The sequence below is a fragment of the Actinacidiphila glaucinigra genome (assembly GCF_035918135.1).
GTDB lineage: Bacteria > Actinomycetota > Actinomycetes > Streptomycetales > Streptomycetaceae > Actinacidiphila > Actinacidiphila glaucinigra.
In genome coordinates, this window is sequence record NZ_CP109144.1 from 2685610 (window position 1) to 2707500 (window position 21891).

At 73.6% G+C, this 21891-nt stretch carries 20 protein-coding genes; 13 read left to right on the forward strand and 7 right to left on the reverse strand.

The features are described 5' to 3' along the window. Positions 1–7: 7 nt before the first annotated feature. Positions 8–847, reverse strand: a complete 840-nt coding sequence (locus OIE69_RS11780) for a Tat pathway signal sequence domain protein (RefSeq protein WP_326571925.1) — start codon at positions 845–847, stop codon at positions 8–10. A gap of 234 nt (positions 848–1081) precedes the next feature. On the opposite strand from OIE69_RS11780, the gene glgX reads away from it, so the two are divergent. The 4 genes from glgX (at position 1082) to OIE69_RS11800 (ending at position 6912) form a co-directional block, all read left to right on the forward strand. Then, a complete protein-coding gene (gene glgX / locus OIE69_RS11785) occupies positions 1082–3202 on the forward strand; it encodes a glycogen debranching protein GlgX (protein ID WP_326571926.1) in 2121 nt (706 codons plus the stop codon). A gap of 51 nt (positions 3203–3253) precedes the next feature. Continuing rightward, positions 3254–5662, forward strand: a complete 2409-nt coding sequence (gene treY, locus OIE69_RS11790) for a malto-oligosyltrehalose synthase (RefSeq protein WP_326571927.1) — start codon at positions 3254–3256, stop codon at positions 5660–5662. Between the two features lie 180 nt (positions 5663–5842). Continuing rightward, positions 5843–6325 carry a VOC family protein gene (locus OIE69_RS11795; protein ID WP_326571928.1) on the forward strand — a complete coding sequence of 161 codons (483 nt, stop codon included), beginning with the start codon at positions 5843–5845 and terminating at the stop codon, positions 6323–6325. Positions 6326–6369: 44 nt separating this feature from the next. After that, positions 6370–6912, forward strand: a complete 543-nt coding sequence (locus OIE69_RS11800) for a hypothetical protein (RefSeq protein ID WP_326571929.1) — start codon at positions 6370–6372, stop codon at positions 6910–6912. A 21-nt stretch (positions 6913–6933) separates the two neighbouring features. On the opposite strand, the gene OIE69_RS11805 is transcribed toward OIE69_RS11800, so the two are convergent. Next, positions 6934–7488 (reverse strand): DUF1707 and FHA domain-containing protein, encoded by a 555-nt coding sequence (locus tag OIE69_RS11805; protein WP_326571930.1) that lies wholly within the window; start codon positions 7486–7488, stop codon positions 6934–6936. Positions 7489–7726: 238 nt separating this feature from the next. Between OIE69_RS11805 and OIE69_RS11810 the strand changes: the two genes are divergently transcribed. The 3 genes from OIE69_RS11810 to OIE69_RS11820 are packed head-to-tail and all read left to right on the forward strand — an operon-like array spanning position 7727 to position 10572. Further along, the gene (locus tag OIE69_RS11810) at positions 7727–8635 is read left to right on the forward strand and encodes a GNAT family N-acetyltransferase (RefSeq protein WP_326581094.1); all 909 of its coding nucleotides are present in this window, start codon (positions 7727–7729) and stop codon (positions 8633–8635) included. A 28-nt stretch (positions 8636–8663) separates the two neighbouring features. After that, positions 8664–10421, forward strand: coding sequence for a malto-oligosyltrehalose trehalohydrolase (gene treZ, locus OIE69_RS11815; protein ID WP_326571931.1), 1758 nt, complete (start codon positions 8664–8666; stop codon positions 10419–10421). A 13-nt stretch (positions 10422–10434) separates the two neighbouring features. Beyond that, complete coding sequence (locus tag OIE69_RS11820) at positions 10435–10572, forward strand: hypothetical protein (RefSeq protein WP_179279697.1); 138 nt, start codon at positions 10435–10437, stop codon at positions 10570–10572. Between the two features lie 16 nt (positions 10573–10588). Here OIE69_RS11820 and OIE69_RS11825 read toward each other — a convergent pair whose 3' ends face one another. From OIE69_RS11825 to zapE, 3 genes are all read right to left on the reverse strand, one after another. Next, the gene (locus tag OIE69_RS11825; protein WP_326571932.1) at positions 10589–11467 is read right to left on the reverse strand and encodes a PPK2 family polyphosphate kinase; all 879 of its coding nucleotides are present in this window, start codon (positions 11465–11467) and stop codon (positions 10589–10591) included. Between the two features lie 65 nt (positions 11468–11532). Further along, complete coding sequence (locus OIE69_RS11830; RefSeq protein ID WP_326571933.1) at positions 11533–12912, reverse strand: alkaline phosphatase PhoX; 1380 nt, start codon at positions 12910–12912, stop codon at positions 11533–11535. A 142-nt stretch (positions 12913–13054) separates the two neighbouring features. After that, the gene (gene zapE, locus OIE69_RS11835) at positions 13055–14101 is read right to left on the reverse strand and encodes a cell division protein ZapE (RefSeq protein WP_326581096.1); all 1047 of its coding nucleotides are present in this window, start codon (positions 14099–14101) and stop codon (positions 13055–13057) included. Positions 14102–14246: 145 nt separating this feature from the next. Between zapE and OIE69_RS11840 the strand changes: the two genes are divergently transcribed. The 6 genes from OIE69_RS11840 (at position 14247) to OIE69_RS11865 (ending at position 20371) form a co-directional block, all read left to right on the forward strand. Further along, complete coding sequence (locus tag OIE69_RS11840) at positions 14247–15017, forward strand: pyrimidine reductase family protein (protein WP_326571934.1); 771 nt, start codon at positions 14247–14249, stop codon at positions 15015–15017. A 188-nt stretch (positions 15018–15205) separates the two neighbouring features. Continuing rightward, positions 15206–15679, forward strand: a complete 474-nt coding sequence (locus OIE69_RS11845; RefSeq protein ID WP_089222968.1) for an indole-3-glycerol phosphate synthase — start codon at positions 15206–15208, stop codon at positions 15677–15679. Between the two features lie 79 nt (positions 15680–15758). Further along, on the forward strand, positions 15759–17150 hold the full coding sequence (gene murC / locus OIE69_RS11850) for a UDP-N-acetylmuramate--L-alanine ligase (RefSeq protein WP_326571935.1): 1392 nt from the start codon (positions 15759–15761) through the stop codon (positions 17148–17150). Between the two features lie 14 nt (positions 17151–17164). Then, positions 17165–17572 carry a peptide-methionine (R)-S-oxide reductase MsrB gene (msrB, locus tag OIE69_RS11855; protein ID WP_326571936.1) on the forward strand — a complete coding sequence of 136 codons (408 nt, stop codon included), beginning with the start codon at positions 17165–17167 and terminating at the stop codon, positions 17570–17572. Between the two features lie 98 nt (positions 17573–17670). Beyond that, positions 17671–19743 carry a spermine/spermidine synthase domain-containing protein gene (locus OIE69_RS11860; protein WP_326571937.1) on the forward strand — a complete coding sequence of 691 codons (2073 nt, stop codon included), beginning with the start codon at positions 17671–17673 and terminating at the stop codon, positions 19741–19743. A gap of 4 nt (positions 19744–19747) precedes the next feature. Beyond that, the gene (locus OIE69_RS11865; protein ID WP_326571938.1) at positions 19748–20371 is read left to right on the forward strand and encodes a LysE family translocator; all 624 of its coding nucleotides are present in this window, start codon (positions 19748–19750) and stop codon (positions 20369–20371) included. 27 nt (positions 20372–20398) lie between these two features. On the opposite strand, the gene OIE69_RS11870 is transcribed toward OIE69_RS11865, so the two are convergent. Continuing rightward, positions 20399–21070: an ABC transporter gene (locus OIE69_RS11870; protein ID WP_326571939.1), complete on the reverse strand. Its 672-nt coding sequence runs from the start codon at positions 21068–21070 to the stop codon at positions 20399–20401. Next, entirely contained in the window at positions 21067–21891 is an 825-nt protein-coding gene (locus OIE69_RS11875) for an ABC transporter ATP-binding protein (RefSeq protein ID WP_326571940.1), read from the reverse strand. Before OIE69_RS11875 ends, OIE69_RS11870 begins: the two co-directional genes overlap by 4 nt.

Below are 21891 nucleotides of genomic sequence, written 5' to 3' on the forward strand. Positions count from 1 at the left end.
TCCGCTCTTAGTGGATCCGGCCGACGGTGCGGTCGCTGAGGTCGACGACGAGATGGGTCGTGTCGATCCACGGCCCGTCCTTCACCTGTGTGAACAGCCGTACGCACCGGTGCCGACCGCACTTGGCCAGACCGGCGGGAGCGGACTGCTCCGCGGTGTTGAACGAGATGCCGCGCAGCCGCAGCTGGTCGGGCGAGGCGAGGTCCCGGCCCTTGGTGGCGGCCGTGAAGTCGGCGCGGAGCCCCGTGCCGAGGGCGTCCCGGATGAGCAGGGCCGCGGCCTCCCGGGTCTCGTCGTTCGAGGGCGGCGGCTGCAGGCCGGTGGCGGTGTCGGTGCGCTCGACGGTGCCGGAGGTGAGGTCGACGGTCTTCTTCACGAGCCGGTCGTGCCCGTAGTCGTAGAAGAGCACCTCGACCCGCCTGGCCCGGTCGGTCCGCGCCCCCGTGGCGTCGGCCGGTTCGGCGAGGTCGGTGTCGAGGTACTCCGGGCCGCGCCCGCCGTCCACGTCCTGCGCGCTGCGCAGCGCGTCGCGGCGCAGGGCTATGGACTTCGCCCGGTCGACCTCGGCCTTGGTCAGAGGCCCGCGACCGCTCTGGCGTGCGCCCTCGGGCGCTTCGTCCTCCGTCACATCACCGCTGCCCGCGTCCTGCCGCCCCGGCGCTCCCGGCGCGGCGGCGGGGCCGCCCCTCGGGGAGTGGTCGTCGCCGGAGGCGTCACGCGGCAGGGTGATGCCGATCATCACCGCCGTGGCGAGGACGGCCGTGCCGCCGCCCCACAGGGCGCGCCTGATTCCGCGCCCGAGCCCTCCCTTTTGAGGTAAGGAACGGCTTTCCCCCTGATCTGTCACGTAGGTCTCCCCTGTGTCGTACTGTCACTCGTATCGACGGCACCTCGACGGCACAGGTTGCCCCGCGGCGGTGGATTCTTGCGGCAGGCAGGGGAAGTGGGACACCCGTAACGGGGAAGATCTTGGCGATTCCATACCGGGAGGGGCCCAATTGCGTGACGATGCCCTTTCGGCACCGATGTGGCCGGGGTGCGGCCTACCGGCGCCCGGCGAAGAAGTGGAAGAGTCGACGACATGCAGGTCTGGCCGGGTCAGGCATATCCCCTCGGCGCCACGTACGACGGCGCCGGCACCAACTTCGCGGTCTTCTCCGAGACCGCGGAACGGATCGAGCTGTGTCTGCTGCACGACGACGGTTCGGAGACCGCCGTCGAGCTGCGCGAGGCGGACGCCTTCGTCCGCCATGCGTACCTCCCGGGCGTCATGCCCGGTCAGCGCTACGGATTCCGGGTCCACGGCCCCCACGAACCGACCCGGGGCCACCGCTGCAACTCCGCGAAGCTGCTGCTGGACCCGTACGCGAAGGCGATAAGCGGGACGATCGACTGGGACGAGGCGGTGTACGGCTACCGCTTCGGGGAGCCCGAGTCCCGCAACGACCTGGACTCGGCGCCGCACACCATGACCTCGGTGGTGGTGAATCCGTACTTCGACTGGGCGGAGGACCGCAGCCCCCGCATCGACTACCACCGCACCGTCATCTACGAGGCCCACGTCAGGGGCCTGACGATGCTCCACCCGGAACTGCCGGAGGAGATCCGCGGCACCTACGCGGCGCTCGCCCACCCCGCGGTGATCTCGCACCTGACGGAGCTGGGCGTCACGACGCTGGAGCTGATGCCGGTCCACCAGTTCGTCCACGACCACCGGCTGGTGGACGCGGGGATGCGCAACTACTGGGGCTACAACACCATCGGCTTCTTCGCCCCGCACAACGCCTACGCCTCGATGGGCGACCGCGGCCAGCAGGTGCTGGAGTTCAAGACGGCGGTGCGCGAGCTGCACCGGGCGGGCATCGAGGTGATCCTCGACGTGGTGTACAACCACACGGCCGAGGGCAGCCACCTGGGGCCGACGCTGTGCTTCCGGGGCATCGACAACGCCTCGTACTACCGGCTGGCCGACGATCCGCGCTACTACACGGACACCACCGGCACGGGGAACTCGCTGCTGATGCGCAGCCCCCACGTTCTGCAGATGATCATGGACTCGCTGCGCTACTGGGTCACCGAGATGCACGTCGACGGCTTCCGCTTCGACCTCGCGGCGACCCTGGCCCGGCAGTTCCACGAGGTGGACCGGCTGTCCTCGTTCTTCGACCTCGTGCAGCAGGACCCGGTGGTCAGCCAGGTGAAGCTGATCGCCGAGCCCTGGGACGTCGGCGAGGGCGGCTACCAGGTGGGCAACTTCCCGCCGCTGTGGACGGAGTGGAACGGCAAGTTCCGCGACACCGTGCGCGACCTGTGGCGCGGCGAACCGGCCACGCTGGCCGAGTTCGGCTCCCGGCTGACCGGCTCCTCCGACCTCTACCAGGACGACGGCCGCCGGCCGCTCGCCTCCATCAACTTCGTGACCTGCCACGACGGCTTCACCCTGCGCGACCTGGTGTCGTACAACGACAAGCACAACGAGGCCAACGGCGAGAACAACCGGGACGGCGAGAGCCACAACCGCTCGTGGAACTGCGGCGCCGAGGGCGAGTCCGAGGACGAGAACGTGCTCGCCCTGCGCGAGCGCCAGATGCGCAACTTCATCGCCACCCTGATGCTCTCCCAGGGCGTGCCGATGCTCGCCCACGGCGACGAGTTCGGCCGCACCCAGCAGGGCAACAACAACGCCTACTGCCAGGACAACGAACTGGCCTGGGTGCCGTGGCCCAAGGAGGGAGACGCGGACACCGAGCGGCTGCACGACTTCACCCGCCAGATGGTGTGGCTCCGCCGCGACCACCCCGTCTTCCGGCGCCGCCGCTTCTTCCACGGCCGGCCGGTCGAGGGGACGCACGACGAACTCTCGGACATCGCCTGGTTCACCCCTGAGGGTGAGGAGATGGCCCAGGACGACTGGCAGGAGGCCCAGGCCAACGCCCTGGTGGTCTTCCTCAACGGCAGCGCGATCTCCGAGCCCGGTGACCGCGGGGAACGCATCGCCGACGACTCCTTCCTGCTGATGTTCAACGCCTGGTACGAGCCGCTCGACTTCGTGGTCCCGGTCAACCACGGCAAGGAGTGGCAGGTGGTCGTGGACACCCAGCGGCCGGAGGGCGTGGCCCCCGGCTCGGGGCGCAAGGTGACCCAGGGCGACCGGCTGCGGCTGGCCGACCGGAGCATGGTGGTCCTGCAGCGCCCGGCGTAACCGGCCGCCCGATGTGATGGGCGTACCGGTCGGCGGGGTAGTCAGTCCTCCATGACAGAAAGCGCCGCGACCCCGCCGACCGCTGTCGTCCCCTCCGTGCCGAGCGCCACCTACCGGCTCCAGCTCCAGCCCGACTTCCCCTTCGCCGCGGCCGAGGCCGTCGTCCCCCGTCTGGCGGCGCTCGGCGTCTCCCATCTGCACCTCTCCCCGGTGCTGCAGGCCGTGCCCGGCTCCACGCACGGCTACGACGTCGTCGACCACACCCGGGTGCGCGAGGAGCTCGGCGGCGAGAAGGGGCTGCGCGCGCTGGCCCGCACCGCCCGCGCGCACGGCCTCGGGCTCGTGCTGGACGTGGTGCCCAATCACATGGCCGTACCCGCGCCGGAGCACCTGGCCCGGCCGCTGTGGGAGGTGCTCCGGGACGGCCCGCGGTCCCCGTACGCCCGCTGGTTCGACGTCGACTGGGCGGCGCAGGGCGACCGGCTGCTGCTGCCGGTGCTGGGCGGCCCGTTGGAGGAGGTGCTGCCCGACCTGCGCGTCGAACGCGACCGCGCCGCCGGCGAGCGGGTGCTGCGCTACCACGACCACGCCTTCCCCCTGCGCCCCGGCACCGAGGAACTGCCGCTGCGCGCGTTGGTCGACGCCCAGTGGTACCGGCTCGCCTGGTGGCGGCAGGCCCGCACCGAGCTGAACTACCGGCGCTTCTTCACCATCTCCGAACTCATCGCGGTCCGCGTCGAGGACGACGAGGTCTTCGCCGCCACCCACGCCACCCTGCTGCGCCTGCTGGACGAGGGCGTCGCCGACGGCCTGCGCATCGACCATCCGGACGGCCTCGCCGACCCCGCCGGCTACCTGCGGCGGCTCGCGGACGCCTCGAACGGCCGCTGGACGGTGGTGGAGAAGATCCTCACCGGCGACGAGCGGCTGCCGGCCGGCTGGGCCTGCTCCGGCACGACCGGCTACGACGCCCTGGACCGGCTCGACGGGCTGTTCACCGACCCGGCGGGCGTCGAGGAGATCACCCGCTGCTACCGCGGGTTCACCGCCGCCCCCGCCGACGCGGGCGGCGAGTGGCCGCCGACCGTACGGGCCGCCGCCGAGCACATCGTCACGCACGACCTGGCGGCCGAGGTGGACCGGCTCACCCGATCCGCCGTCCGCGCCACCGGGCTGGAGCCCGCCGCGCTGCGCGAGGCCGTCGAGGCGACGCTCGTGCGGCTGCCGCGCTACCGCCCGTACGTCGTCCCCGGCGAGCCCGCGGACGCGCGGGACACCGCGCTGCTGGAGGCCGCGGCCGGCGCGACCGGGCTCCCGGCGGCCGGGGCGGTGTGCGACCTGGCCCTGGGCCGCCACCGGGGCGGCGGGGAGGCCGCGGCGGACTTCACGGTGCGCTTCGCCCAGGTCTCCTCGGCGCTGCGCGCCAAGTCCGCCGAGGACACCGCCTTCTACCGCTACCACCCCCTGCTCAGCCTCAACGAGGTCGGCCGCGAGCCGGACCGTCCCGCCACCTCGCCCGAGGAGTTCCACGCCTTCTGCGAGCGGTTGCTGCGCGACTGGCCGCTCACCGGGACCGTGCGCTCCACCCACGACACCAAGCGCAGCGCCGACGTCCGCGCCCGGCTCGCCGCGCTGAGCGAGCTGCCCGGCGAGTGGGCCGACTGGCTGGGCGAGGTCTCGGCGGATCTGCGGGAGTACCTGGGGCACCGCGGGATCGCGTTGCCGGAGCGTCATGTGGAGTACCAGGCCTGGCAGTACGCGGCCGTCTTCTGCGACCCCGGCGCGGCCGACCTGGTGGCGGCGACCATGCTCAAGTCGGAGCGCGAGGCGGGTCTGCGGACCTCGTGGACCGAGCGGCAGCCCGAGTACGAGCGGGACATGACCGCCTTCGTCCGGGAACTGGTCGGCGGACCGGCCGCCTTCGCCACCGAGCGCATCGACCGCGCCCTGCGCGGGCCCGAACGCGTCAACGTCCTCGGCGCGCACCTGGCGCACCTGACCATGCCGGGCGTGCCCGACGTCTACCAGGGCGACGAGGAGCGGCAGCTGCTGCTCGTCGACCCCGCCAACCGCCGTCCGTACGACCCGGGCACGGCCGAGGGCGAGGGCGAGGGCGAGGTGAGCGAGAAGCGGCGGGTGACGGAGTTCGCGCTGCGCCTGCGCCGGGCGCGCCCGCAGTGGTTCACCGGCCCGCAGGCCTCGTACGAGCCGCTGTACGCGCGCGGCCCGGCCGGGGAGCACTGCGTGGCCTTCGTCCGCGGCGGCCGGGCGCTCACGGTCGTCACCCGGCTGTCTCGGCGGCTCGCGGACGCGGGCGGCTGGCGCGGCTCGGAACTGGTGCTGCCGGAGGGGGTCTGGACGGAGGTGCTGACGGGCCGCCCGTTCCAGGCCGTGGTGCCGCTCGCGGAGCTGCTGGAGCGGCTGCCGGTGGGCCTGCTGGTGCGCGACGTGGGCGAGTGAGGTCCCGGGGCGGAGGACGTCCGGCGCACAGGGGCGTGGGCGGGAGGACCGCAGGCGTCCCTCCCGTCGGGTGCCGCCGGGGCACGGTCGGCACCGCGCCGCTGACGGACCGTCAACCGCCCCTCGGCACGCCGCTTCCGCCCCGCGTCCCACGACCGGGCGCGCTGTACGGTATGCCGCATGTATACCGATATTCCCTTCATCCCGCGTCTGGCCGGGGTGCACCACGTCACGCTGCCCGTCGGCGATCCGGCCCGGTCGCAGGCGTGGTACGAGCGGGTCCTCGGCCACCACAGGATCGCGGAGTTCACGGAGGGCGGCGCCTTCGCCGGCATCGCCATGGCCCACCCCGGCGGCGGGCCCGTACTGTGCCTGCGCCACGACCCCGCCCTCGCGGCCGCCTCCGCGGGCTTCGCGTGGTTCTCCCTCGGCGTCCCCGACCTCCCGGCGCTGGAGGCGCTGGCGGCCCGGCTGGACGCGCTCGGCGAACCGCACGGCGCCGTCGTGCGCACCACTCGCGGCTGGCTCCTCCCGCAACTGCGCGACCCGGACGGCCACGAGTTGCGCTTCGCCACCGTCGACGAGGGGCCGCCGCCGTTCCGCGGGCAGGTGCTGCGCCTCGCGGGCGGCCGGGAGGCGGCGCTGCGGTCCCGCACCGCCTGAGCGACGCGGACCGGATTGTCGGACCCCGCTGTTAACGTCCTGCCATGGACGCCTCGGAGGCCCTGCTCACCCGCATCGAGAACGACCCGGTCACGGCCTCAAGCCTCACACGGACCGGTGACTTCGACGTCAGCCGCCGCGACCCGGTCGACGAAGTGCGTCTGCCCTCGGGCCTGGCGATGCGCCCCATAGCGGGCGACGCCGCCGGCGGCACGTTCTACCTGTGCGGCGAGCCCGGTGACGCCGAGCGGCCCGTGGTGTACGCGGACTCCGAGGGGCAGGCGGCGCTGATCGGCGCGGACCTGCCCGAGGCGGTGGAGCTGATCGTCTCCTGCCCGGTGTGGTGGCACGACGTGGACTCGGGGTTCTCCCCGGAGAAGCTGGACGCCGAGGCGCGCGCGGACCAACCGGACCTGGACCGCGAGCGCGCCGAGCTGGTGGCGGCCCTCGGGCTGACGCCCCCTCCGGTCGAGGAGGTCGTCGCGCGGCTGCGGGCGACGGCGGCCCGCACGGTGCCGGGTTTCCTGCCGTACACGGGCGAGGGCGACGGACCCTACGACGCGTACGAGCCGATGTTCGGGCCGTGAAGCCGGGCCCCGGCCCGGGGCTCAGGCGGTGGTGAGACGGAAGCTCATCGCGCCGAAGGTGACCTGGTCGCCGGGGCGGACGGCGGCCGCGCCCATGACGCGGTGGCCGTTGACCCAGGTGCCGTTCATCGAACCCAGGTCGCGCAGCACCCACAGACCGCCCTCGTGGCTCAGTTCGGCGTGGAAGCGCGAGGTCGAGGAGTGGCTGAGCCGGAAGGTGCACGACAGGTCCCGGCCGATCCGCACCGGGAAGGGGCCGGGGGCGGGCAGCAGCAGGGGCGGCAGCTGCTGGACGGCCCAGGCGAGCCGCATGCGGGCGCGGAACGCCGAGGTCTTGGTGACGGCGCGGACGATCGAGCCGGTCAGCCTCGCCCAACGGCCCTGCGGGGGCGGCAGGTCGGCGATGAGGGCGGCCAGATCGGCGGAGTGCCGGGCCTCGAGCGCGAGTCCCATACGGCGCACGAAAGTGTCGTGGGACAGCCGTCCGTCGACGGCACCCTCGCGAAGTACCTCGATGGCGCGCTCGCGTTCGGCGTCGGTGGGCCGCGGCGGGTGCGTCGGGAACTCATAGCTCACCTGCGTGATTGTCGGGCCGGGGAGGGCGGGGTGTCCAGAAGGTGCGGCCCGTGCGGCGGCGCCGTTAATTGCGTGGACGCCTCGGGGTCGGGCTGGCTACGGTGGGCGCACGCCCTTGACCGAGGAAGGAGGCGGAAGCCATGTGCCTGTTCACCGTTCCGCGCTCCCGCCCCGTCGTCCGCAGGGCGTACTCCGTCTGACCGGGAGCGCACCGCTCTCCCGTGAGGACTTCACCTTCATGACCGATCTGGTCTTCCGCCCGCTCGCCGCGGGCGAATCCCACCTGTTCCACTCCCTGGTCCCCGAGGACGACGGCCTGGTCGGCCGGTCCCTGATGGGCCACACCTACGCCATGACCGACGAGGGCGGCGAGTACCGCCCCGACTGGACGTGGGTCGCCCTGCGCGACGGCACCGTGGTCGCCCGCGCGGCGTGGTGGGCCGCTCCCACCGACGACAGGCCGATCGCGCTGGACTGGTTCGACTTCACCGACGCCGACGCGGCCGTACGGCTGCTGCGCACGGCACCGCTGAAGGCCGAGTACGAGCTGGTGCTGCCGCCCGGCTGGCGGGAGCGGCGCGAGGTCCGCGAGGCCGCCCAGACCCGCATCGACGCGGCGATCGTCTCCGGCATGGAACTGCTCGTCGAACGCTACCGCTACACCTGGACCCCCGAGTGCGGGCTGCCCGAGCGCACCGGACGGCTCGAGTACCGGCCCGAGCCGGACGACGCCGTCGTCCTGGACGTACTCGAGCGCATCGGGGTCGGCAGCCTCGACGCCCACACCCGCCGCATGGTGCGGCTGCACGGCCCGGACGCGGCCGCCCGCGAAGAACTGGAGTTCCTCAACTGGCTCCAGTCGCCCCGCGAGTGGTGGCGCCTGGCGTACACCCCCGAGGGCGAGCTCGCCGGCATCCATGTGCCGGGGCGCAATCCGGGCGGATTCTGCGTGGGCTTCATCGGCGTGCTGCCCGGGCAGCGCGGCCACGGCTACGCCTACGACCTGCTGGTCGAGTGCACGCACGACCTGGCCGGTCACGGCGCGGAGAAGATCGCCGCCGCCACCGACCAGGGCAACGCGCCCATGGCCGCGCACTTCGCCAAGGCGGGTTATCCGGTCTCCCAGGAGCGCGTCAACCTGGTGTGACCTCCGGACGGCGGGCAGCATGGTGCCCATGCGCTTCGACGTGTGGGCACCGGACGCCGGTGAGGTGGAGGTACGGGTCGACGGCCGGGCTCACGACATGGAGCGCGACCCCGAACGGCGCGGCTGGTGGTGCGCGGACGTGACCGCCGCGCACGGTTCGCGCTACGCCTTCGCGCTGGACGAGGGCCCGCCGCGGCCCGACCCCCGCTCCCGCCGCCAGCCGGACGGGCCGGAGGGCCCGAGCGCGGTCGTCGACCACGAGCGGTTCGCCTGGGCCCACGAGTGGGCGGGCCGCCCGCTGCCGGGCGCGGTCCTCTACGAGCTGCACGTCGGCACCTTCACCACCGCCGGCACCTTCGACGCGGCGATCGAACACCTGCCGTACCTGGCCGGGTTGGGGATCACGCACATCGAGCTGATGCCGCTCTGCCCGTTCCCCGGCACGCACGGCTGGGGGTACGAGGGGGTGTCGCTGTGGGCGGTGCACGAGCCCTACGGCGGCCCCGACGGGCTCAAGCGCTTCGTGGACGCCGCGCACGGCCACGGGCTCGGAGTGGTGCTGGACGTCGTCCACAACCACCTCGGGCCCTCGGGCAACCACCTGCCCGCCTTCGGCCCGTACTTCACCGACCGCCACCACACCCCGTGGGGCGACGCCGTGAACCTCGACGCCCCCGGCTCCGACGAGGTACGCGACTTCCTGGTCGGCAGCGCCCTGGCGTGGCTGCGCGACTACCGCCTCGACGGGCTGCGGCTGGACGCCGTCCACGCCCTCGTCGACACCCGCGCGGTGCACCTGCTCGAGGAGCTGTCCGGCGCGGTCGACGCGCTGGCGGCCGCGGTCGGCCGTCCGCTCTTCCTGATCGCCGAGTCGGACCGCAACGACCCGCGCACCACCGACCCGCGCGAGGCCGGCGGCATGGGCGTGCACGCCCAGTGGAACGACGACTTCCACCACGCCCTGCACGCCGCCGTCACCGGGGAGTCCCAGGCCTACTACGCGGACTTCGCTCTCTCCCCCGTGACCGCCGTGGCCAAGACACTGCGCCGGGTCTTCTTCCACGACGGCACCCGTTCGGGTTTCCGCGGCCGCGCCCACGGCCGTCCCGTCGACCTGACGACCACCCCGGGCCACCGCTTCCTCGCCTACACCCAGACCCACGACCAGATCGGCAACCGCGCCACGGGCGACCGCCTCGGCGCGAGCGTCCCCGCGGGGCTGCTCGCCGCTGCCGCCGCGCTCGTGCTCACCTCCCCGTACACGCCGATGCTCTTCATGGGCGAGGAGTGGGGTGCCCGCACGCCCTGGCAGTTCTTCACCGACCACGACGACCCCGAGCTCGCCGCCGCCATCACGCGGGGCCGCCGCCGCGAGTTCGCCGAGCACGGCTGGAAGGCCGAGGACATCCCCGACCCGCAGGACCCGGCGACCCGGCTGCGCTCCTGCCTGGACTGGTCCGAGCAGGCCCGGGAGCCGCACGCGGAGCTGCTCGCCTGGTACCGGCGGCTGATCGCGCTGCGCCACGCCGAGCCCGAGCTGACCGACCCGGCCCTGGACGCCGTCCACGTCACCGTGGGCGGGCACACCCTGCGGCTGGACCGCGGACGCTTCCGGATCGCCGTCAACTTCTCCCCCGAGGAGGCGCTGGTCCCCCTGCACCACCCGGGCCGCGCCGACCCGACGGGCTACGTCCCGGTCGCGGCCTGGCGTCCCTGCCCGCCGCCCACCGACACCGGCTGCCTCCACCTGCCCGGCCACTCGGTCGCGGTGCTCCGTGAGCGCTGATTACCCTGAACGGGTGACGACCGACGACGAGCCCCGCGCGATCTGCGTCCACTGCGGCGACCCGACCGAGCACCCCGACTCCCAGCCGGGTGCGACCCTCTGCCCGGTCTGCGCCTGGCACGAGGCCCAGCGCACGGCCTGCAGCGGCTGAGCCGCCCGGCGTCCGGTCAGTCCTCCAGCAGCTGCTTGCGGGCGGCCTCGACGTCGAAGGAGGCCGGCGGGCACACCGGGTCGATCAGGTCGAGGTGCTCCATCAGCAGCCGCCCGACGGCCCAGTTCCGGTACCACTTGCGGTCCGCGGGGACGACGTACCAGGGCGCGGTCTCCGTGGAGCAGCGGCCGAGGACGTCCTCGTACGCCTGCTGGTACGAGGCCCACCTCGCCCGGTCCTCCAGATCGGCGGGGCCGAACTTCCAGTGCTTGCAGGGATTGTCCAGCCGGGCCAGCAGGCGGGTGCGCTGCTCGTCGCGGCTGATGTGCAGGAAGACCTTGACGACGCTGACGCCGTCGTCGGCGAGCGAGGCCTCGAAGGAGTTGATGGTCTCGCAGCGCTCCTCCCACACCGAGAGCGGCGCACGGCCCCGGACCCGGGGCACGAGCACGTCCTCGTAGTGGGAGCGGTCGAAGACGCCTATCCGCCCGGGGCCGGGCATGGCGCGCTCGACCCGCCAGAGGAAGTGGTGCGCGTTCTCCTCCGCCGTGGGGGCCTTGAAGGCGGCGATGCGGCATCCGGCGGGGTCGAGCAGGCTCGCCAGGTGCCGCACCGAGCCGCCCTTGCCCGAGGTGTCCATGCCCTGGAGGACGACGAGGACGGAACGCGGGTCGCCGGCCGTGCTCTGCGCGAAGAGCCGCTCCTGCAGCGCCGTGATCCGGCCCCTGGCGTACGGCACGCTCTCCAGCGCCTCGGTCTTGCCCGCCGGGCCGCCCGGTGTGCCGCGCGGGTCGTGCGACCGCAGCCGTACGGGACCGCCGCCCGACGGGACGCGCAGCTTCGCGCGCAGCCCTGCCGTGCTGCCGGATCCGGACTTCGGGCTGTTCCTCGTCACCGCGCCTCCCTCCGTGACGACGGCCCCCGCGGGCGCCTGGGTGGTTGGTCCGATGGTGCGACGGATCAGCCGTGGCCGCCAGCGCGGCCCCAGGGGCCCGTGACGGCGAAGGTGGTCCCGGGGTTGTAGCAGTTCACGTACATGGTCCGGCCGTCCGGCGCGAAGGTGACCCCGGCGAACTCGCCCCATTCGGGGGCGTCGGCGGTGCCGATGTTCTGGCGGCCGCGCGCCATCGCGTACACCTCGCCGCGCCGGGAGACTCCGTAGACGTGCTGGGCGCCCTCGCCGTCCTCGCAGACCATCAGGCCGCCCTGCGGGGCGAGGGCGATGTTGTCCGGGGACTCGCCCGGCAGCTGTACGTCGGTCGCGGGCCCGAAGACCACGACGAGGGTCAGCCGCCGCCTGGCCGGGTCGTAGCGCCAGACCTGGCCGAAGTGGGTGGCCGCGGAGCCCTCGGCGGCACGGGCGAAGCTGGAGACGAAGTAGACGCTGGTGCCGCCCCAGTAGCAGCCCTCCAGCTTCTGGGCGTGCGTGATCCCACGGGGACCGAAGTCCTGCTGCCGCAGCGGGGTCTCCTTCGCCAGGGGATCGGGCACGCGCACCCATTCGATCCCGTCGAAGCAGGCACCGGTCTCCTGGACCGCCGACAGGTCGGGCACACCCGGCACGCGCATGGCCTGCAGGGTGCCGCCGGCCCGCAGGGAGCCGCGGCCGCCGAGGGGCTTGCGCGGGTGGAAGCGGTAGAACATGCCGAAGGGCGCCTGGAAGGCGTCCTCCGTCTCGTACACGGTGCCGTCGCGGGGGTCGACGGCGATGGCCTCGTGCTGGAAGCGGCCCATGGCCGTCAGCGGCTCGGCGCCCGTGCTCCGGGGGTCGTGGGGGTCCACCTCGAAGATGAAGCCGTGGTCCTTGGCGTAGCCGCCGGTACCGGCCTTGTCCTCGTTCTCCTCGCAGGTCAGCCAGGTACGCCACGGGGTCGTTCCGCCCGCGCAGTTCACGGCGGTACCGGCGATGGCCACCCGTTCCGAGGTGACCGCGCCACCCCGGTCGAGCGCCAGGACGGTGCAGCCGCCCTTGGCCGCGGGGTCGTAGACCAGCCCGTCGACCAGGGGGACGGCGGCGGTGGCGGTGGCGCGGTTCTCGTGGTTGCGGACGAGGCGCACCCCGTCGCCGCGGCGGGCGGGGAACGCGGCCATGCCGTCGAAGTTCCCGGGCACCGGTCCCTCGCCGGAGCTCAGTGCGTCGCCCTGACGGGACAGCACGCGGTAGCGGAATCCGCGGGGAAGGTCGAGGAGGCCGTCGGGATCGGGCACGAGGGGGCCGTACCCGCCGGCCCCCGCGGCGAACGCCGTACCGGCGAACACCTCCGAGACGCTTCCGGAGAAGGCGATTCCGGCGCCCAACGCGCCGGTCCTGGCGATGATCTGACGTCTGGTCACGGACATGGGTCACTCTCCCTGCTGGCGGACAGGCGATTGACCCGAGTGTGTCTAGCACGGCTCCGGACGCGGGGGAACACGGCGTCTCGCCACCGGCCGTCCGGTCAGGGTGCTCCGCGGTCCCCTTCGGGCGCGGCGGGGCCGCGGTTCAGGAACCGTCCGGGGCGGCGAGCCGCTCGGCGTCGCGGGCGAGGGCGGTGAGGCGGGAGATGGCCCGGAAGTACTTCTTGCGGTAGCCGCCGGCGAGCATCTCCTCGCTGAAGATGCGGTCGAAGGGCTCGCCGGAGGTCATGACGGGGACCTCGCGGTCGTAGAGCCGGTCGGCCAGGACGACCAGCCGCAGTGCGGTGGCCTGGTCCTCCACCGGGCGGACGCCGCGCAGGAAGACCGCCTCGACGCCGTCGCACAACGCGCCGTAGCGGCTGGGGTGGACCCGGGCGAGGTGGGCGAGGAGGGCGCCGAAGTCGTCCAGTGAGGCGCCGGGGGTGCGGCCCGCGGCGGCGGTGACCTCCTCGTCGGCGTACGGCGCCGGGGCCTCGGGCAGGCCGCGGTGGCGGTAGTCCTCGCCGTCGATGCGCAGCGATCGGAAGCGGGCGGACAGGCCCTGGATCTCGCGCATGAAGTCGGCGGCCGCGAACCGGCCCTCGCCGAGCCTGCCGGGCAGGGTGTTGGAGGTCGCGGCCAGCCTCACCCCGGCGCCGGCCAGTCTGCCCAGCAGGGTCGAGACGAGCACGGTGTCGCCGGGGTCGTCGAGTTCGAACTCGTCGATGCAGACCAGGCGGTGCCCGCTGAGCGCCTGCACGGCCTGCTGGAAGCCGAGGGCGCCGACGAGGTTGGTGAGCTCCACGAAGGTGCCGAAGGCCTTCTGCTCGGGCGGCGCGGGCGTGGCGTGCCAGAGCGAGGCGAGCAGATGGGTCTTGCCCACGCCGTAGCCGCCGTCGAGGTAGACCCCGCCCGGGCCGGCCGGGGCTGCCGGTCCGGCCTGGCGCCGGAACCAGCGCCTGCGTCCGCCGTCGTCGGGGGCGCCCAGCCCCTCCGCGAAGGACCGCAGCGTGCCGACGGCCTCGGACTGGCTCGGCTGCTTCGGGTCCGGGAGGTAGTTGTCGAACCGTACGGAGTCGAAGCGCGGCGGCGGCACCATCTCCGCCACCAGCCGGTCAGCGGGTACGCGCGGCTCGCGTCCGCTCAGCGACACGGGCGGCGTCCCGCCGGGTATCGGGCTGGATTCTTGCGCGGCGGCGAAGGACGAGGACACAGCACTCCAGCCTAGTGCCTCGCCGGCGGTCCCCTCGCCGCCGTGTGGCCGGTCCCACTCCCGGGGGCCGTGGAAGACTGCAGCCATGCGCCGCCTCTTCCCCGCCCCCGCGCCCGCCGAGACCCCGGAGACCCCGGAGGCACTGGACACCCCGGAGGCACTGGCCGACGCGTACGCGTACCCGGCCGGCGACGCGCCCTGGCTGCGGGCGAACATGGTCTCGTCGCTGGACGGCGCGGCCCGGCACGACGGGCGCTCCCAGCCGCTGTCCTCGGACGCCGACATGCGGGTCTTCGGGGTGCTGCGGGCCCTGGCCGACGTCGTGGTCGTCGGCGCGGAGACGGTGCGCCAGGAGGGTTACCGCCCGGCCCGCGCCCGGGAGGCCTTCGCGGACCGCAGGACCGCGGCGGGGCAGGGCCCGGCCGCCGCGATCGCCGTGGTGAGCGCCCGGCTCGACCTGGACTTCTCGCTGCCCCTGTTCACCGAGCCGCTGGTGCCGACGCTCCTGCTGACCGGCGAGGACGCCCCGGCCGACCGGGTCGCGGCGGCCGAGAAGGCGGGGGCGCGGGTCGTCAGGGCCGGCTCGGGCGCGGGCGTGGAGCCGGCGCGCGTGGTGCGCGAGCTCGCCGCACTCGGGCTGCGCCGGATGCTGGCCGAGGGCGGCCCGCGGCTGCTCGCCCAGTTCGCCGCGGCCGGGGTGGTCGACGAGCTGTGCCTGACGATCGCGCCGCTGCTGACCGCCGGGGACGCAATGCGCATCATGAACGGCCCCGGCATCACCGACCCCGTCCGTTACACCCCGCTGTCGATCCTGGAGGAGGACGGCTTCCTGTTCACCCGCTACGTACGTGGCTGACCGGCCCCGGCACGACCGGGACCGGCCGCCCGGCGCCTCCGGCCTCACCCGGATGGCGCCGATTGCCCGCCCGCGCACGTCCGCGTGCCACGGCGCGGGAAAAGATGACCCCGCGTGCCCCGCGCCCCGACGGGGCAGGATGGTTTCCGTGGCAGGCCCGACGGCCCGCGAGAGAGAAGGACGCGTCCGTGTTCACGACCGTACTCATGATCGAGCAGCCGCTCGTCCCCGCCGACGTGGAACTGGTCACCACGCTCCACGGCGACGAGCCCGTCTCCTTCGTCGTCCTCATGCAGCCCCGCGGCGACCAGGACCGGCTGCTGCGGGCCATCGACGACGTCGCCCTGGGTGAACTGGACAAGGCCGTCCACGAGCGCGACCGCCCGGAGGGCGACCAGGCGCTCCTGCCGGCCGAGCGCGCGCTGAACCACAGCCTGACGGCACTGCGCGACGCGGGCTGCGAGGCGGTGGGCGAGGTGGTCGAGCGGCACCCCATCGAGCTGATGAGGTCGGTGGTCGAGCAGACCCACGCCGACGAGGTGATCGTGCTCACCGCGCCGCACCTGGTGGAGGAGTTCTTCCACCGCGACTGGACGTCCCGGGCCCGGCACAAGGTCGGCGTGCCGGTGCTGAAGCTGTTCGCGCACAACGCGGAGGACTGAGCGGACACCGTGCCTGCGACTGGTGGAAGAATCGGGCACGGCCGACAACCGACCCAGTGAGTTCCAGGGAGCACCGCGCATGAGCCCCACCCTTCCCCCCGGCATGGACCGACCTCACTTCATCGGGATCGGCGGGGCCGGGATGTCGGGCATCGCGAAGATCCTGACCCAGCGCGGCGCCGTCGTCGCGGGCAGCGACGCGAAGGACTCCGGCACGACGGACGCGCTGCGCGAGCTGGGCACGACCGTCCACATCGGCCACTCGGCCGCGCACCTCGCGCAGGACGCGACCTGTGTGGTCGTCTCCAGCGCCATCCGTGAGGACAACCCGGAGCTGGAGGCGGCCCGCGAGCGCGGCATCCCGGTGGTGCACCGCTCGGACGCGCTGGCGGCGCTGATGGGGGGCTCGCGCCCGATCGCGGTGGCCGGCACGCACGGCAAGACGACCACCACCTCCATGCTCGCGGTGAGCCTGTCCGCGCTGGGCCTGGACCCGTCCTACGCCATCGGCGGCGACCTGGACGCCCCGGGCTCCAACGCCCACCACGGCACCGGCGAGATCTTCGTGGCGGAGGCGGACGAGAGCGACCGCAGCTTCCAGAAGTACGAGCCCGAGGTGGCGATCGTGCTCAACGTGGAGCTCGACCACCACGCGAACTACGCGTCGATGGACGAGATCCACGAGTCGTTCGAGGTCTTCGTCGGCAAGATCGTCCCCGGTGGCACCCTGATCGTCGGCGAGCACTCCGGCGCGCGGGAGCTGGCCGCCCGGGTGGCGGGCCGCGAGGGGCTGAACATCGTGCGCGTCGGCGAGGACGAGGAGGCCGACGTGCGGATCCTGCGGGTCACCCCGCACGGGATGTCCAGCGAGGTCAGCGTCCGCCTGGACGGCGAGGAGCACACCTTCACCGTCTCCGTGCCCGGCCGGCACTACGCCCACAACGCGGTCGCCGCCCTCGCCGCGGGCGTCGCGCTGGGCGTCCCGGCGGACGGCCTGGCCAAGGCGCTCGGCACCTACACCGGGGTGAAGCGCCGGCTGCAGCTGAAGGGCACCGCCGCGGGCGTCCAGGTCATCGACTCCTACGCGCACCACCCGACCGAGATGACCGCGGACCTGCAGGCCCTGCGCGAGGCGGCGGAGGACCGGCGCATCGTCGTGGTCTTCCAGCCGCACCTGTTCAGCCGCACCCAGGAGCTGGGCCGCGAGATGGGCCGGGCCCTCGCGCTAGCCGACGCCTCCGTGGTGCTGGACATCTACCCGGCCCGCGAGGACCCGATCCCCGGCATCACGAGCGGCCTGATCATCGACGCGGCCGCCGCCGCGGGCGCCGACGTCACCGCCGAACACGACAAGGAAGCGGTCCCCGAGGTCGTCGCCGGAATGGCCAAGCCCGGTGACCTTGTTCTCACCATGGGCGCGGGAGACGTGACCGATCTCGGTCCGCGCATTCTCGCGCGCCTGGAGAACTGAGGAGAGGGAGGACCATGGCGTACGAAGTCGACAAGTCCGAGGAGCAGTGGCGTCAGGAACTGACGCCGCAGGAGTACGCGGTCCTGCGTCAGGCCGGCACGGAGCGTCCCTTCACGGGTGAGTACACCGACACCAAGACCCGGGGCGTCTACTCGTGCCGCGCCTGCGGCGCCGAACTGTTCACCTCGGACACCAAGTTCGAGTCGCACTGCGGCTGGCCGTCCTTCTACGACCCGAAGGACAGCAAGGCCGTCGAGCTGATCGAGGACCGCTCGATGGGCATGGCCCGTACCGAGGTCCGCTGCACCCGCTGCGGCTCGCACCTGGGCCACGTCTTCGAGGGCGAGGGTTACGACACCCCGACGGACCAGCGCTACTGCATCAACTCGATCTCGCTGCGGCTGGCCCCCGTGGGGGACTGATCACGAAATCCGACGGCTAGGCCCCCCGCGTGGGGCTCGCGCGCCACGCGGGGCGCGTCCGTCGACTCCCCGCCCACCGGGTGGCAACGTGGCGCGGCATGGAACACCACGTACGGGCCAGGTTGCTGCTGGCCAGCGCCACCATGCTCTTCGTCGAACTGGCGCTGATCCGGTGGGCGGGCGCGAACGTCGTCCATCTGAGCTACTTCTCCAACTTCATCCTGCTCGGTTCGTTCCTCGGCATCGGGCTGGGCTTCCTCATCGGGGCGGAACGCGGCCAGTGGCTCAAGCGGTGGGCGCCGCTGCCGCTGGCGGTGCTGGTGGTGCTGGTACGGGAGTTCCCGGTCCAGGTGCGGCAGAGCAGCGGCGACATCATCTACTTCACGGCGGTCAGGACCACCGGGCTGCCGCAGTGGGTGACGCTGCCGGTGCTCTTCCTGCTGGTGGCGGTCGCCATGATGGCGATCGGCAAGATCACCGCCGATCTGTTCCGGCAGCTGCCGTCGCTGGAGGCCTACCGCTGGGACCTGCTCGGCTCGCTGACCGGTTCGGTGGCCTTCGCGGGGCTGTCGTGGCTGCGCGCCCCCTCGCTGGTGTGGGGGCTGATCGCCGCGGCGGCGCTGTTCGTGCTCGGCGGCCGGCGGAACACGCTGCGGTACGCGCTGCCGCTGGCCGCGATGGTGCTGACGCTGCTCTTCGAGTCGCTGGCGCCGGGGGTGTCGTGGTCGCCGTACTACAAGATCGAGCTGACCCGCCCCGAGCCGGGCACCAGCTCGCGGACGTACAAGATCGCCGCCAACGGCGTTCCGCACCAGAGCATCGCGCCGCTGCCGGTGCTGCAGCAGCCCAATTCGCCGTACGAGCAGGCCTACCGGGAGACCCCGGACAATCCGCACCGCAAGGTGCTGGTGATCGGCGCGGGCAACGGCAACGACGTGGCCGTCGCACTGGCCAACGGCGCGCAGTACGTGGACGCCGTCGAGATCGACCCGCGGCTGCAGGAGATCGGGGCGCAGCTGCACCCCGCGCGGCCGTACGAGAACCCGCGGGTGCACGTCCACATCAACGACGGCCGGGCCTTCCTGGAGCGGACGAACACGAAGTACGACCTGATCGTGCTGGCCCTGCCGGACTCGCTCACGCTGGTGTCGGGGGCGAGCAACCTGCGGCTGGAGAGCTACCTCTTCACCAAGCAGGCCTTCGAGTCGGCACGTGACCACCTCGCGCCCGGCGGCGCGTTCGCCATGTACAACTACTACCGGCAGCAATGGCTGATCGACCGCTTCGCCGGGAGCCTGGACCAGGTCTTCGGGCACGCGCCGTGCATGACGGAGTACAGCAAGCGCGCCGCGGTCCTGGTGGCCGGGCTGACGCCGGCGGACCAGAGCTGCGGGACGGTCTGGCGGGCCTCCGGGGCGGTGCCCCCGCCCGCCGACGACGACCACCCCTTCCCCTACCTGCTGAACCGCACCGTGCCGAGCCTCTACCTCGGCGCGCTCGGCCTGATCCTGCTGGTCACCGTGATCTCGGTGCGGCTGGCCGGGGTACGGCTGCGCGGGACGCTGCGCTACGCCGACATGTTCCTGATGGGCGCGGCCTTCCTGCTGCTGGAGACGAAGAACGTCATCGGCTTCGCGCTGTACTTCGGCACCACCTGGCTGGTGAACGCGCTGGTCTTCATCGGGGTGCTGCTGGCGGTGCTGGCCGCCGTCGAGGTGCGGCGCCGTATGCGCCGGCTCAACCAGACGGCGCTGCAGATCCTGCTCTTCGTCACGCTCGCCGTCGGCTGGCTCGTCCCGGTGCAGGCCGTGCTGTCGCTGCCCTTCGCGGCACGCCTCGCGGCCGCCGTCGCGCTCGCCTTCGCGCCGATCTTCTGCGCCAACCTGATCTTCTCCGACCGCCTCGCCAAATCACCGGACCCGACCTCCGCCTTCGGCGCCAACCTCCTGGGCGCCCTGACCGGCGGCGCCCTGGAGTACCTGGCGCTGCTCACCGGCTACCGGGCGCTGCTGATCCTGGTCGCCGTGCTGTACGCCGGGGCCTGCGTGGCGATGCGGCTGTCCGGCGGCGGTGGTCCCGGGGACGGCGCGGACGGCGCGGGGAAGGGCGGGCAGGACGTGGCGGCGCAGGGAAACCGTCTGGTGCGCGAGGGGCCCGCTGCAGCACCATGACGGGATGCTGAGCGTCCTGCTGCCCTTCCTCGGTGCGTGCACCCTCGTCGCCGCGGCCCCCGGGCCGAGCACGGTGCTGATCATCAGGCACTCCCTGCGCAGCCGCCGTGCCGGCTTCGCGACCGTCCTCGGCAACGAGACCGGTGTGTTCGTCTGGGGCCTGTGCGCCGCCTTCGGGCTCACCGCGCTCCTCGCGGCCTCACAACTCGCCTACGACGTCGTACGGATCGTCGGCGCCTTCGTCCTGGTCTGGTTCGGCGTGCAGGCGCTGCGTGCCGCCCGCCGCGGCCCGGACCCCGAGCGGGTCGCGGCGGGTGGGGACGTGACAGTGACGCCGTGGGCGGCCTACCGCGCGGGGCTCGGGATGAACCTGGCCAATCCCAAGGCGGCGGTCTTCGCGATGTCGTTCCTGCCGCAGTTCGTGCCCTCGGGCGCGCCCCAGCTCCCCACGATGGCCGGGCTCGCGGCGCTGTGGGCGGTCTACGAGGTCGGCTACTACGGGGCGTACGTCTGGTTCGTCGACCGCCTGAGGTCGGTGTTCGGCCGCGCCGCGGTGCGGCGCCGTCTGGAGGCGGTGTCCGGCGGCGTGCTGGTGGCGCTGGGCGTCCGGATGGCGCTGGAGGGCTGAGCGTCCCCCGTACCCGCCCCCGGCCCCTCAGCCGCGGCGGGCGCTGAGCGTCGCCGCGAGCCAGGTGGCGCCGCAGGCGGCGAGCGCCGCCAGCGGGAGCGGCACCGGCGGGAACGGGACGACGCCCGTACGGGAACCGGTGACGAGCCCGGTGACCGCCGCGTTGGCGGGAGATCCGGCGGCCACGAGGACCAGGACCGCGGTGAGGGCCGTGACGGGCACCGCCCAACCGGGGCGGAGCAGCACCGGCGGGTTGGTGAGGGCGCCGACGGCGGTGCCGAGCAGCGCGGTCACCAGGGTGGCGAGGAGACCGGCCGCGGCCGCCGGGACCACCGGGACGGCCTTCAGGTGGTCCGTGGTGTGCGGGTCGGCGATGGCGACGACCACGGCGGTGCTCACCGCGCCCAGCACCACCGAGCACACCAGCGCCGCCAGGACGCCCGCCGTGTGGGCCCGCCCCGGCCCGGTGGCGGCCGCCACGCAGGCACGGGCGGCCGGCGGCTCGGCCGTCACGCTGACGCGCACCAGCCAGGCCGCGGCCGGGAGCAGCGCGGCGGCGCTCCAGCCGAGGGAGTCCAGCAGCGGCCGCGGTCCCCCGGCGAGCCCGATCCCCATGACGGCCAGGTGGAGCAGCAGCGGCGGCAGCCAGCGGAAGGACCTCAGGAGCAGGGCGGTCCGGTAGTGCAGGGTCGCGGTCATGCGGGCTCCGTGGGCGGCTGCGCGGGACGTACCGAGCGGATGTGCCAGGGCGGGGCCGCGGCGAGCAGCCGCCGCAGGACGGCGTCGGACTCGGCGGCCGGGACGGTCACCCGCAGCGTGCCGGGCGCGGCGGGTTCGTACGCGAGGCCGGCGGGCGGCTCCCCGCCGCCGGTGGCCTCGATGACGACGCGCGGCCCGGAGGCGGCGTCCAGGGGCACCGGCACGAGCCGGGCGTCCTGGACGCGGTGGGCCGCCGTGGTGTCGGCGGCCAGCCGCCGCGGGTCGTGGTCGACGAAGACGACGGTGCCGCCCGCGGCGCTCCGGGCACGCACGGCGTCGTCCAGGACGGCGCGCGCGTCCCCGTCGAGGCCGGTCCACGCCTCGTCGAGGACGAGGAGTTCGGGCTCGGCCACCAGCGCCTGGGCGACCGCCACCTTCTGGCAGGTGCCCTTGGACAGTTCGGCGAGCGGGGTGCGGGCGTACCCGGCGATGCCGAAGCACTCCAGCCACCCCTCGGCCCGCCGGGCGGCGGTGCGGCCGCCCAGCCCGTGCACGCGCCCGAGGTGCACGAGGTAGCCGTGCGCGTCGAAGGGCAGCGCCGGCGGGAAGCGCTCGGGCACGTACGCGGTGCGCGGGCGCCCGCTGACCCGGCCCGTGGTGGGGCGGTCGATGCCGGCGAGGATCCGCAGGACCGTGGACTTGCCGCTGCCGTTCGTCCCCTCGACGCGCAGCACCTGTCCCCCGGGCACGTCGAGGTCGACCCCTCGCAGCACCCAGGGCCCGCGCGCCCCGTACCGGCGGCCGACCGCCTCCAGCCGCAC